The 11691-nt window shown below is 72.4% G+C and carries 11 protein-coding genes and 2 pseudogenes; 7 read left to right on the forward strand and 6 right to left on the reverse strand.

Annotated features, from left to right (window positions below; translation table 11 throughout):
- Positions 1–43: 43 nt before the first annotated feature.
- The 3 genes from H0S67_RS21530 to H0S67_RS21540 are packed head-to-tail and all read left to right on the forward strand — an operon-like array spanning position 44 to position 3172.
- Positions 44–1312, forward strand: coding sequence for a C39 family peptidase (locus tag H0S67_RS21530; RefSeq protein WP_180934713.1), 1269 nt, complete (start codon positions 44–46; stop codon positions 1310–1312).
- Entirely contained in the window at positions 1312–2487 is a 1176-nt protein-coding gene (locus H0S67_RS21535) for a hypothetical protein (protein ID WP_180934714.1), read from the forward strand. Before H0S67_RS21530 ends, H0S67_RS21535 begins: the two co-directional genes overlap by 1 nt.
- Positions 2488–2518: 31 nt before the next feature.
- The gene (locus H0S67_RS21540; protein WP_180934715.1) at positions 2519–3172 is read left to right on the forward strand and encodes a DUF2461 domain-containing protein; all 654 of its coding nucleotides are present in this window, start codon (positions 2519–2521) and stop codon (positions 3170–3172) included.
- 3 nt (positions 3173–3175) lie between these two features.
- Here the strand turns inward: H0S67_RS21540 and H0S67_RS26180 are convergent, their stop codons facing one another.
- The 3 genes from H0S67_RS26180 to H0S67_RS21560 form a co-directional block, all read right to left on the reverse strand.
- Positions 3176–4375 carry a SigE family RNA polymerase sigma factor gene (locus H0S67_RS26180; RefSeq protein WP_246354946.1) on the reverse strand — a complete coding sequence of 400 codons (1200 nt, stop codon included), beginning with the start codon at positions 4373–4375 and terminating at the stop codon, positions 3176–3178.
- A 90-nt stretch (positions 4376–4465) separates the two neighbouring features.
- Positions 4466–4924 (reverse strand): RrF2 family transcriptional regulator, encoded by a 459-nt coding sequence (locus H0S67_RS21555; protein WP_180934717.1) that lies wholly within the window; start codon positions 4922–4924, stop codon positions 4466–4468.
- A 40-nt stretch (positions 4925–4964) separates the two neighbouring features.
- Positions 4965–5876, reverse strand: a complete 912-nt coding sequence (locus H0S67_RS21560; protein ID WP_180934718.1) for a sulfite exporter TauE/SafE family protein — start codon at positions 5874–5876, stop codon at positions 4965–4967.
- Between the two features lie 221 nt (positions 5877–6097).
- On the opposite strand from H0S67_RS21560, the pseudogene H0S67_RS21565 reads away from it, so the two are divergent.
- From H0S67_RS21565 to H0S67_RS21575, 3 genes and pseudogenes are all read left to right on the forward strand, one after another.
- Positions 6098–7983, forward strand: a pseudogene (locus tag H0S67_RS21565) (acyl-CoA dehydrogenase).
- A gap of 169 nt (positions 7984–8152) precedes the next feature.
- Positions 8153–8359 (forward strand): DUF6458 family protein, encoded by a 207-nt coding sequence (locus H0S67_RS21570; RefSeq protein WP_180934719.1) that lies wholly within the window; start codon positions 8153–8155, stop codon positions 8357–8359.
- Positions 8360–8393: 34 nt separating this feature from the next.
- Positions 8394–8996 carry a LysE/ArgO family amino acid transporter gene (locus H0S67_RS21575; protein ID WP_180934720.1) on the forward strand — a complete coding sequence of 201 codons (603 nt, stop codon included), beginning with the start codon at positions 8394–8396 and terminating at the stop codon, positions 8994–8996.
- A 7-nt stretch (positions 8997–9003) separates the two neighbouring features.
- Here the strand turns inward: H0S67_RS21575 and H0S67_RS26185 are convergent, their stop codons facing one another.
- The 3 genes and pseudogenes from H0S67_RS26185 to H0S67_RS26190 all read right to left on the reverse strand — a co-directional run.
- Positions 9004–9321 carry a hypothetical protein gene (locus H0S67_RS26185; protein WP_246354947.1) on the reverse strand — a complete coding sequence of 106 codons (318 nt, stop codon included), beginning with the start codon at positions 9319–9321 and terminating at the stop codon, positions 9004–9006.
- A complete protein-coding gene (locus H0S67_RS21580; protein WP_246354948.1) occupies positions 9228–10454 on the reverse strand; it encodes an NHL repeat-containing protein in 1227 nt (408 codons plus the stop codon). The genes H0S67_RS26185 and H0S67_RS21580 overlap by 94 nt, the downstream gene beginning before the upstream one ends.
- Positions 10454–10753, reverse strand: a pseudogene (locus H0S67_RS26190) (thioredoxin domain-containing protein); the annotation flags it as partial. The pseudogene H0S67_RS26190 and the gene H0S67_RS21580, both read right to left, overlap by 1 nt.
- Positions 10754–10827: 74 nt before the next feature.
- On the opposite strand from H0S67_RS26190, the gene H0S67_RS21585 reads away from it, so the two are divergent.
- Complete coding sequence (locus H0S67_RS21585) at positions 10828–11673, forward strand: LLM class flavin-dependent oxidoreductase (RefSeq protein WP_219635379.1); 846 nt, start codon at positions 10828–10830, stop codon at positions 11671–11673.
- Positions 11674–11691: the final 18 nt, after the last annotated feature.

Here is an 11691-nt window from a genome sequence, read left to right on the forward strand (position 1 = left end):
GGACAGTGGTACGCAACTTCACCGACTTGTCTCGAGGATCCCCATGTCCCGGCCCCGCCCCCGCACCATCGCGATCGGCGCCCTCGCGGTGCTCCTCGCCGCCAGCCCGTTCATCCCGCACGGCGGCGACGACAACGGGGCGATGCGCCCCTCCGGTGACCAGCGGTACGGCGCGCTCGTGCCCGCGGACACCGCACCCCTGGGGAAGGTGACCCCGGAGCTGCAGGCCGAGATCGACCGGGTGCTGGCCCAGGGCGAGGCGGCCGGCCGGGTGCCGGTGACCCAGAGCCCGGACACGCTGGCCGCGCGGCTGATCCGCTGCGCGGACTTCGACGGGCAGCGCTACTGCCTGCACACCGGCTGGACCGAGAGCACCCAGTCCGAGGTCCAGGCCCGGATGGCGACCGCGGCCCGTGCCGTCGCCGCGCGCCCGAGCGGCCGGACCACCACCGGCGACCTCGACGAGCTGGCGACCCTGCGGCAGCTGGCGCGGATGAGTCCCACCGCCCGCGCAGCCGAGGAGCGCGAGGAGCTCACGCAAGCGGCCCGCTCGGTCGCCAAGGTGTGGCTGCTCCGGCACGACATCGAGGGCGTCGACATCCCCCAGTCGGTCCTCGACGAGCACCCCGAGGCCCTGGCCGACACGTCCTCGGCCCGGACGACGTCCTCTTCGTCGAGCACGCCGTCCCCGTCGGCGACGGCCACCGCCACGCCGACGAAGAGCCGGCCGAAGCGGTTCAAGGACTACCCGCAGCGCGACACCGTGCTCAACCCCAAGCAGGTCGCCGAGCAGCAGCGCACCTACTGGTGCGGCCCGACCACGATGCAGATGATCACCTGGGGCTGGAAGCACAAGGACCTCGGCCAGGCGCACTGGGCCGACAAGCTCCACACCACCAGCCAGGGCACCGGGATCAGCGACATGGTCCGGGTCATCAACGACAACACCGGCTGGGACCGCAAGGACCATGCCGGGGCCTACATCGTGCTCGACATCAGCGACTACGGCTTCAAGAAGTGGGAGAAGCTGCTGATGCGCCACGTCACCGACTACCGGGCGCCGGTCGTGCTGCACCCGATCCTGCTGAAGAAGTACTACCCCTACCTCGACGACGACGCCTCCGGTCACTTCCAGGCCGGCCGCGGCTACGACCGCCGGGGCGACAAGTCCAACCTGATCGGCTACTTCGAGCCCTGGAACCAGCAGCGGTTCGACCCCTCCGAGCCCTACATCGCCCGCGTGCAGTGGCGCTCGGCGTACAAGAGCTACCGCGCGAACGAGGCACACTTCCAGCACAACATCGGCGTCTGATGCCCGCACCCTCGCGCCGGTACGCCGTACCTGCCGCGGCCCTGCTCCTCGTCCCGCTGCTGACCCTGGCGGGCTGCTCGGACGGCGGGGACGGGAAAGCCGAGGAGCCGACGTCGAGCCCCTCGGCCACCGGCTCCCCGACCGGCAGCGACACGCCGTCCGGCACTGACTCGTCGAGCGCCACCCACGGCTCCGCCGCGGCTCCGGCGCCGGGCGGCACCGCCGACAAGCCGACGGTGCTCTCGACGACGACCCGGCTGCTGGACTGGAAGCAGGTGCCCGGGTCGGTCGACGACACCGTCACCCGCAGCGGCGCCTGGACGCTCACGGTCAACCAGGCCGAGACCGAGGCTCGGATCGAGGGGCCGGGCTCGGGGAGCGGCATCCGGGCCGACCCGCGCCAACGGATCTCCGACGCGCTCATCGACGGTGACCACGCCGTCGTGGTGCTGCAGGACAAGCAGGAGACCCGACCCAGCAGCGCCACGGTGGTCGATCTGCGCTCGGGCGACACCTTCACCGTCGACGGCGGCTCCGACGTGCCGACGACCAACGGCGGCACCTGGGCCCTCGGCGAGGGCCAGCTGCTCCACGCCACGGTGCACCAGGGCTCCTACTGCGTGGCCTCGGTCGACCTCGCCACCCGGAAGTCCACCCTGGGCTGGTGCGCACCCGCACGGCACGGCTTCAACAGCGCCGCGATCACGCCCGCCGGCGAGTCGCTGCTGACCTTCGACGACTCCCACCCGGCCTGCCGCACGGTCGTGAAGCTCAGCGGCGACCAGGTGACCCCCTTCGAGGGCGTGCCCGACTGCACCGGCTGGGACGGGCTGGTCACCCAGGACGGCGCCGTGTGGTCGGTGATCCCCAAGGAGCGCCAGATCGAGGCCGCGCACGCCTTCGCCCGCACCGGTCACGGCTACTACGACCTGGGCCCCTCGGTGTCCGGCACGCTCACCTGGTGCGGTGGCGCGGCGTACTTCGCCCGCGACCCGCAGCGCGACAGCGACCCCGCGGAGCTGATGCGCTGGACACCGGGTGACGGTCTGGAGGTCGTCTACCGGTCCCACGGCGGCCACGCGTTCCTGACGCCGCCGCGCTGCGGCGGGGACACGATCACCGTCACCGCGCTGGCCCAGTCCGGCGACGAGCAGGTCAGCGCCGCGCTGGGCTGATCCCGCTCCACCGCGACCGTAGGGTGGCCGCGTGAGCCCCTCCTCCGCACCCGAGCCCTTCACCGGCATCCCGGTCGCGGCCCTCGACTTCTACGACGATCTCGAGGTCGACAACACCAAGTCCTTCTGGGAGAAGCACAAGGCGGTCTACGACGAGGCCGTGAAGGCCCCGATGACCGCCCTCTGCGCCGCGCTCGAGCCGGAGTTCGGCAGCGCGAAGGTGTTCCGCCCCTACCGCGACGTGCGCTTCGCGAAGGACAAGACGCCGTACAAGACCCACCAGGGCGCGTTCGTGCCCTGCGGCCCGTCGACCGGGTGGTACGTCCAGGTCTCCGCCCAGGGCGTGCGCACCGGCGCCGGGTTCTACGAGGCGTCGTCGGCCGGGCTCGCGGCGGTGCGTGCGGCCATCGACGAGGAGCTCACCGGCCAGGAGCTGGAGCGGATCCTCGACTCGTTGCGCGCCGACGGCTGGGACGTCGGCGGCGACCGCCTCAAGACCAGCCCGCGCGGGTACGCCGCGGACCACCCGCGCATCGAGCTGCTCCGGCACAAGTCGCTCACCGCCGGCCGCTCGCACGGCTTCGAGCCGGTGATCCACACCCCCGAGCTGCTCGACGTGGTCCGCGACGACTGGCGCGCGCTGCGCCCGCTCGTGGAGTGGGTCGCAGCGCGCACCGACCGCTGAGCGCTACCGGTTCTCGAGCCAGACGTCGGCCCGGGCGATCCGCAGCAGCTGATCCCAGCTCAGGGCCGGCAGCCGTCGGACCACAGGCCCGTCCGCCGCGCGGTCGTTGGTGGCCACCACCGACACCCGCCAGCCGTCGGGGCGCGTGAAGTCGGCCTCCGAGATGCGCCGTCGTGGACTTGCGTCGCCGCTGGTCAAGGTCCCTGCAGACGAGGCGGGGTGCGTGTCCTTCGCATTGAGGTCGTAGCACCCCACGTCCTCGAGCAAGGGCGCCGCGTCGCAGGACTCGGCCCGGTAGACGTAGACGTAGACCCGGGTGCCCCGATAGCGCAGGCCACCTCGGTCATAGTCCGGGCCGTCGTCGTCGGCGAGGGCCTTCACCCTGCCGTGCGGCAGCAGCGAGGCCAGGGTGCTCGCGACCGGGGTCCCGTGGGTCGCCGGCTGGGAGGCAGCAGCCGCGTCGCGCTGGTGCCCGGCTCCGCCGCTCCCTCCGGGAAGAAGGCTCGCCGCGAGGCCGGTGACGCCGATGACGGCCGCCGCGGCGAAGGTCGTCCCCACCCGTGCCCGACGGCGCAGGGCGCGGCCGCGGCCGACGGAGCCGGCGACGATGCGGTCGACGTCGGGCGCGAGGCCGTCCGTCGCGGCGTCGAGGAGGTGGGTGGCTTGCTGGTGGTCGTTCATCGTGCTTCCTTCCGGGTGCCGACGAGTGACGAGTCGAGCAACGGCCGGATCCGGTCCAGCGCCCGCATGCTGCGGTTGCGCACCGCACCCGGGGGAGACCTCCAGCCGCTCCGCGACCTCGGAGACCGCGAGGTCCTCGAGGTAGCGGAGCACCAGCACCGCCCGGTCCAGCGGGCTCAGCCCGTCCAGTGCCTGCTGCAGCGAGAGCCGCAGGTCGCTGGTGGCCGCGTCGTCGGGACGCACCTGCTCCGGCACGTCGCCGTACGGCAGCTCGTGGCTGCTGCGCCGGCGACGGGCGCTGAGGTAGGTCCGCACGAGCGTGGTCTGGGCGTACGCCGCGGGGTTGTCGATCCGGGCACCGAGGCGTCGGTGCCAGCGGACGTAGACCTTCGCGAGCGTCTCCTGGACGAGGTCCTCGGCTTGGTGCCGGTCCCCGCACAGGAGCCAGGCGCTGCGGTGGAGGTGAGGGGTGCGCACACGTGCGAACTCCTCGAAGTCCCCGAGTTTTCCTGCCGTCGTCATGTCACTCCTGGGTTGGCGTCACCCAGTACGACGCAGCCCGGCGTCGGTCCGTCACACGCACCCCCGTGCCTTCTCTCCCCCGGGCGTTCCTCAGTGGGGCTGCCAGGCGTCCTCGTCGGCGGTGCGCGAGGTGACCGCCTTGGGCAGCTTGCCGTCGGCGAGCTGCTGGATCGACACCTGCTCGAAGACGTCGCGCAGGGAGCGGCGCGCCGCGATCCACACGTGCTGCAGCACCTCGGCGGAGCCGTTGTAGTTGACCGCCTCGGGACGCAGCCCGTAGACGGACACCAGCGGGCCGTCCACGGCGCGGATCACGTCGGCCACGGACACCGTCTCGGGGTCGCGGCCCATCCGCCAGCCGCCGGACTGGCCACGCTGGGAGATCACGATCCCGGACTTGCGGAGGTCGGCGAGGATCGCCTGGAGGAAGCCGTGCGGGATCTCCTGCACGCGCCCCAGCTCCTCGGCACTCACCGCACGGCCGTCCTGCCGCGCGGCCATCTCGATGAGGGCCCGCAGGGCGTAGTCGGACTTCGCAGATACCCGCATGGGGCCAGTCTGTCAGATTGTCGATCCAGACACTCGACCATCAGGCAGTGGCGTGACTCCTGTCCGCCGCCGGGCTCGGCGTCGACACCGACGCGGCGACCTCCTGCTCCAGCTTCACGGCCCAGGCGACCCACAGGACCCAGGTCGTGAAGACCACCGAGGCCAGCAGCCCGACCGTGACCCCCGAGGCGCCGAGGTAGTGGGCCAGGGTGTTCAGGTTGGTCAGCACGATGAGGCCGCCCGCGCTCACACCGAGCACGCGCGCCGGCAGGTGGCGCACCACCAGCGCTGCGATCGGCGCCGCGAGGCCACCGCCGACCATGAGCGCCCCGACGAAGGCCCAGTTCACGCCCTGGCTCCCCAGTGCCACCAGGAAGCCGAGGGAGCCGCCGACCGACACCACGAACTCCGCGGTGTCGACCGACCCGATGACCTTGCGGGGCTCGAGACGACCGGAGGACAGCAGCGTGGTGGTGCCGACCGGGCCCCAGCCGCCCCCGCCGACGGCGTCGAGCGCGCCGGCGAAGAGCCCCATCGGCACGAGGAAGCGCGCCCCCGGCCGGGGGCGGAACTGCAGGCGGCGCGGCCCGGCCGCCAGGAACCGCCAGGTCACGTAGCCACCGAGCACCAGCAGCAGGCCGGCGACGACCGGCACCGCCACCTCGGCATCGAGGCTCACCAGGAACGTCGCGCCCGCGAAGGCCCCGACGAAGCCGGGCACCGCCAGGACACCGACCACCCGCCAGTCGGTGTTGCCGAGCGTGTGGTGGGAGATGCCCGAGACCAGCGAGGTGCCGATCTCGGAGAAGTGGACGGCGGCCGAGGCCGCGGCCGGTCCCAGCCCGCCCGCGAGGAGCAGGGTCGAGGAGGTCACGCCGTACCCCATGCCGAGGGCGCCGTCGACGAGCTGGGCGACCAGGCCTGCCATCGCGAGGACCAGGAGCTTGCGCACGACCCACCTCCGCGAATTGCGAATATCTCCACTCAATTAATGGACAATTCGCGCCGCCTGTCAACGGGCCATCTCCCAGCGCCGGAGCGGAAGCCCGCGACGAGACGCAGGTCACCGTGCCTTGCGTGCCCCTGTCGTGACTCCTATGATTTTGTTACCGGCCAGTAGCACGAGGCTGACCGGCCCCGAGCCAAAGCCACGATCCCGGAAAAGGTGGAGCAGTGAGCCACTACAAGAGCAACCTGCGTGACATCGAGTTCAACCTGTTCGAGGTGCTCGGTCGCGACGACGTCCTGGGCACCGGCCCCTTCGCGGAGGTCGACAGCGAGACGGCCCGCGAGGTGCTGGCCGAGGTCGACCGACTCTCGCGCGAGGACCTGGCCGCGTCGTACGAGGACGGCGACCGCAACCCGCCGGTCTTCGACCCGAAGACCCACGAGGCGCCGATCCCCGAGTCGTTCAAGAAGAGCTACCAGGCCTGGATGGACGCCGAGTTCTGGCGCCTGCAGATCTCCGAGGAGCTCGGCGGCACGCCGGCCCCCTCCAGCCTCGTCTGGGCGATCGGCGAGATGGTGCTCGGCGCCAACGCGCCGATCTGGATGTACGCGCGGGCCCGGCCTTCGCCGGTGTCGTGCACCGCAACGGCAACGACCGTGACAAGCGCATCGCACAGCACATCGTCGACCGCGGCTGGAACACCTCGATGGTGCTCACCGAGCCCGACGCCGGCTCCGACGTCGGCGCCGGCCGCACCAAGGCCACCCCGAACGACGACGGCTCGTGGAACATCGAGGGCGTCAAGCGATTCATCACCTCGGCCGAGTCCGACCTGTGCGAGAACATCATCCACCTCGTCCTCTCCCGCCCGGTGGGCGTCGAGGGCGCCGGCGGCCCCGGCACCAAGGGCCTCTCGCTGTTCATCGTGCCGAAGATCCACTTCGACCACGAGACCGGCGAGCCGACCGGGGAGCGCAACGGCGTCTACGTCACCAACGTCGAGCACAAGATGGGCATCAAGGTCTCCAACACCTGCGAGCTGACCTTCGGCGACTCCGCCGTCGGCGGCGGCGAGCCCGCCAAGGGCTGGCTGCTGGGCGAGGTCCACGACGGCATCGCCCAGATGTTCCAGGTCATCGAGAACGCGCGGATGATGGTCGGCACCAAGGCCATCGCGACCCTGTCGACCGGCTACCTCAACGCGCTCGACTTCGCCAAGGAGCGGGTGCAGGGCGCCGACCTCAGCCAGGCCGCGGACAAGACCGCACCGCGCGTCACCATCACCCACCACCCCGACGTACGTCGCTCGCTGATGGTGCAGAAGTCGTTCGCCGAGGCCATGCGCGCCCTGGTCCTCTACACCGCGTCCTGGCAGGACCGCGTGATGCTGGCCGAGCACGCGGGCGAGCGGGACGAGCTGGCCGAGAAGGTCAACGACCTGCTCCTGCCGATCGTCAAGGGCTACGGCTCCGAACGCTCCTGGGTGCTGCTGGGCACCGAGTCGCTGCAGACCTTCGGCGGCTCCGGCTTCCTGCAGGAGTACCCGCTCGAGCAGTACGTCCGCGACGCCAAGATCGACACCCTCTACGAGGGCACCACCGCGATCCAGGGCCAGGACTTCTTCTTCCGCAAGATCGTCAAGGACCAGGGCAAGGCGCTGGGCCACCTCGCCGGCGAGATCTCGGCGTTCATCGAGAGCGAGGCCGGCAACGGCCGCCTCAAGGTCGAGCGCGAGCTGCTCGCCACCGCCCTCGACGACGCCAACGCCATCGTCGGTGCGATGATCAACGACCTGATGTCGGCCGACGCCAGCGCCGAGGGCGGCGACCTGCGCAACATCTACAAGGTCGGGCTCAACACCACCCGCCTGCTGATGGTGCTCGGCGACGTCGTCTGCGCGTGGCTGCTGCTGCGCCAGGCCGAGGTCGCGCTGGCAAAGTTGGACGGCGACACTGCGTCGATCTCCGGCAAGGACAAGGCGTTCTACGAGGGCAAGGTCGCGGCGGCGCAGTTCTTCGCCCACACCAACCTGCCGCGGCTCACCGCCGAGCGGGCGATCGCCTCGGCGGTCGACCTCTCGCTGATGGACCTCGACGAGTCGGCGTTCTGACCTGACTCCTCACGCCTCGACCCGCTCGCGTCCCACGGACCGGGCGGGTCGAGTCATGTCCGGGGCGAAGGTCAGCGTCCCCGGCAGGTCCCTCGAGTTTCGGGGGCGGCGTTCGGGGGCAGTGTCCCCGGGACGGCCGTTCCGGCCGCTGACCACCAAGGAGCCACTCATGGGTTTCGGAGCCGGCATCATCCTGCTCGTCGTCGGGCTCGTCCTCGTGACGGGAGCGGTGGACCTGCCGCAGGCCGTCGACGACGCCATCGCCACCAACACCGTCGGCTGGATCTGCGTCGTCGTCGGTGTCCTCGCCCTGCTGCTGCCGCTGGCCCTGAGCCGGCGCTCGCGGACGCGGGTCGAGGAGCACCACTACAACTGACGCCGTCGGGCGGGGCACGCCCTAGCGTGTCCCCGTGCTCGACGCCTCCCTGACCGGACTGGTCACCGGCCTGTCCCTGATCGTCGCGATCGGGGCGCAGAACGCCTACGTGCTGCGCCAGGGCCTCGCGCGCGACCACGTGGGCGCCGTCGTGCTCGTGTGCACGCTCTCCGACGTGGTGCTCATCGTGGCCGGGGTCGCGGGGATCGGCACGGTCGTCGAGAACGCCCCGTGGGCGCTCACCGTGGTGCGCTGGCTCGGCGTCGCGTTCCTCGGGTGGTACGGCGTGAGCTCGCTGCTGCGGGCCCGGCGGACCGAGTCGCTCCGGGTCGCCGCCGGCGGGCCCACCTCGTCGCGGGCCGTGGTGGGGCGCGCCGTCGCGCTGACCTGGCTGAACCCCCACGTCTACCTCGACACGGTGCTGCTGCTGGGCACGGTCGCCAACCACCAGGGCAGCACCGGGCGGTGGTGGTTCGCGCTCGGCGCGTGCCTGGGCAGCGCGCTGTGGTTCACCGGCCTCGGCTACGGCGCCCGATCGGCCAGCCGGGTGCTGGCCACGCCGCGCGCGTGGCAGGTGCTCGACGTGCTGATCGGCGTGGTGATGCTGGCGGTCGCGGTGCGGCTCGCCACGGGGTGAGCCGGCCTCAGCCGGCGCCGCCGAGCGGCAGCACGAGCTCCGGGTCGCCGCCCTCGGTGATGCGCACCGGGACGCCCCAGTCCTGCTGGTGCATCCGGCAGGCTGCGCCCTCGCCGCCGTCCTCGTCGCACGAGGCGGCCCGGGCGGCGATGTGCAGCACGCCCTCGCCGACACCCGGGTCGAGCGTGATCGTGCGGGTCAGGTCGGTGCCACGGCCACCGCCGTCGCGGATCAGGGCGGGCGGGGTGGCCTCGACGACCAGCTGCGAGGGCGGGCCGAACCTGTCGTCGACCTTCTGGCCCGGCGGCGGCTGGAAGGCGACCACCAGCTCGAGACCCGCCGCGACCTCGGTGACCGGCCGCTGGGTCGTGTGCGCGAAGCCGTCGGTGGTGGTGGCCGCGGCCCGAGCGGCACCCGGGCCAGCCGGTGGGCGCCGGACTCGACCACGACGAGGTACGCCGTCTCCCCCGCGCCGGTGTCCACGAACGCACCGCTCGGCTCGGCGAGCCCGGTGGCCAGCGTGGACATCTCCCCGATGACGGGGTCGAAGCGCCGGACCGCCCCGTTGTAGGTGTCGCACACCGCGACGCTGCCGTCGGGCAGCACCGTCACGCCGAGCGGGTGCTGGAGCAGGGCCCGGTCGGCGGGCCCGTCGCGGAAGCCGAACTCGAAGAGCCCGGAGCCGACCGCCGTGTGCACGCCGTCGCCGTCGACCCAGCGCAGCGACGACGTCTCGCTGTCGGCGATCCAGAGACGGTCACCGGCGGGCGCCAGACCGGACGTCTGGGCGAACCACGCCTCGGCCGCCGGGCCGTCGAGCAGCCCCTCGTTGGTGGTGCCGGCGGCCACCTCGACCGTGCGGGTGCGCGGGTCGAAGGTCCATAGCTGGTGGATGCCGGCCATGGCGACCCACACCCGGTCCTGCCACCAGGTCACGTCCCAGGGGCTCGACAGCCGGTCGGTCCCCTCGCCCTGCATCCACTGGTGGCCGTCCCCGGCGAGCACGCTGACCTCACCGGAGCCGAGCGCGATGCCGCGCAGCTGCAGCTGGTGGACGGTGTCGGCGACCACGACGTCGTACCCCACCTCGGCCGCGACCTCGGACGGCAGCAGGCAGAGGCCGTTGGGCTCCTTGAAGCCGCCGAAGCGGCGGACCACCCGGTCGTCTCCGTCGAGCTCGACCACCTCGTCGTGGCCCGCGTCCGCGACGAGGACGTGCCCGTCGTCGAGGCGGACCGCCTTGGCCGGGAAACGGAGGTCGGTGGGCTCGACCGTGGGCGGGACGTACGGCGAGTCCCCGGGCTGGAGGGTCCCCTTCGCCCGGTGCTCCTCGAGCAGGTCGCCGAGCAGCGCGTCGATCGCGTGGGCGTGGCCCTCGCCGGCGTACTGCGCGACGACGTACCCCTCGGGTCGATGAGCACGAGCGTCGGCCAGGCCCGCGCGGTGTAGGCCTGCCACGTCACCAGCTCGGGGTCGTCGAGCACCGCGTGGTGCACCGAGTAGCGCTCGACCGCGGCCGCCAGCGCGACCGGGTCGGCCTCGTGCACGAACTTCGGGGAGTGGACGCCGATGACGACCAGCTCGTCGGAGTACTTCTCCTCGACGGGGCGCAGCTCGTCGAGGACGTGCAGGCAGTTGACGCAGCAGAAGGTCCAGAAGTCCAGCAGCACCGCGCGACCACGCAGGTCCTTCAGGGAGAGGGGTCCGTCGGTGTTCAGCCAGCCGCGGCCGGCGAGCTCGGGGGCACGTACACGCACCTGTCCATTGTCCGGGGTACCGCCAAGGCGGCCGACGAGGTCCCACCAGCCAGAGCGAGCCCTATGCTGCGTCGGTGCCCGACACCCTGAGGACCGCCGTCAGCGTGCCGACGTTCGGCGACTTCGACGCCCGCACCCTGGGCGAGCTGGCGCGGGCGGCGGAGGACGCGGGGTGGGACGGCTTCTTCTGCTGGGACCACGTCCTGTGGGACCCCGTCGGCCGCGGGGTGGCGGACACCACCGTGGCGCTGGCGGCGATCGCGCTCGCGACCAGTCGGGTGCGGTTCGGGCCGCTGGTGACGCCGCTGGCCCGGCGCCGACCGTGGAAGGTCGCCCGCGAGGTGGCCAGCCTCGACCGGCTCTCCGGAGGCCGGTTCACGCTCGGCGTAGGCAACGGCGACGACATCGACTTCGCGCCGGTCGGCGACCCCACGCCGGCCCGCGACCGCGCCGCCGTGCTGGACGAGTCCCTGGGGCTGCTGCAGCGGCTGCTCGAGGAGGGCGGGCCGGTCAGCCACGCCGGGGCGGCGTACCGCGTCACCGACGTCGAGCTGCACGCCGGCACCGTCCAGCCGCACGTGCCGGTCTGGGTCGCGGGACGCTGGCCGCACCGGCGCCCGCTGCGGCGGGCGGCGAGGTACGACGGGGTGGTGCCGCTGTGGCCGGGCTTCGCGCTGCCGACGCCGAAGGAGTACGCCGCGTGCCTCGAGGTGGTCCGGGAGGAGCGTCTCGAGAACGGCCGGGGAGACGAGCCCTTCGACGCGCTCGTCTGGTCGCGCCCGGACGTCCCCGACGACGACCGGCTGGCGGCGTACGCCGAGGTCGGCGCCACCTGGTGGGTCGAGGCGTTCGACCCGCATCGCGACGACCTGGACGTGGTCCGCCGTCGCATCGAGGCCGGTCCGCGGACCGGGGGCTGACGGCCGCGAGGGGCCCCC

The organism is Nocardioides ungokensis (genome assembly GCF_013466985.1).
In the GTDB taxonomy this organism is placed as follows: domain Bacteria; phylum Actinomycetota; class Actinomycetes; order Propionibacteriales; family Nocardioidaceae; genus Nocardioides; species Nocardioides ungokensis.

Coding starts and splice junctions, on each gene's coding strand:
- H0S67_RS21530 (WP_180934713.1), top strand. CDS start 44: ATGTCCCGGCCCCGCCCCCGCACCATCGCGATCGGCGCCCTCGCGGTG.
- H0S67_RS21535 (WP_180934714.1), top strand. CDS start 1,312: ATGCCCGCACCCTCGCGCCGGTACGCCGTACCTGCCGCGGCCCTGCTC.
- H0S67_RS26180 (WP_246354946.1), bottom strand. CDS start 4,375: ATGACGACGGCAGGAAAACTCGGGGACTTCGAGGAGTTCGCACGTGTG.
- H0S67_RS21555 (WP_180934717.1), bottom strand. CDS start 4,924: ATGCGGGTATCTGCGAAGTCCGACTACGCCCTGCGGGCCCTCATCGAG.
- H0S67_RS21570 (WP_180934719.1), top strand. CDS start 8,153: ATGGGTTTCGGAGCCGGCATCATCCTGCTCGTCGTCGGGCTCGTCCTC.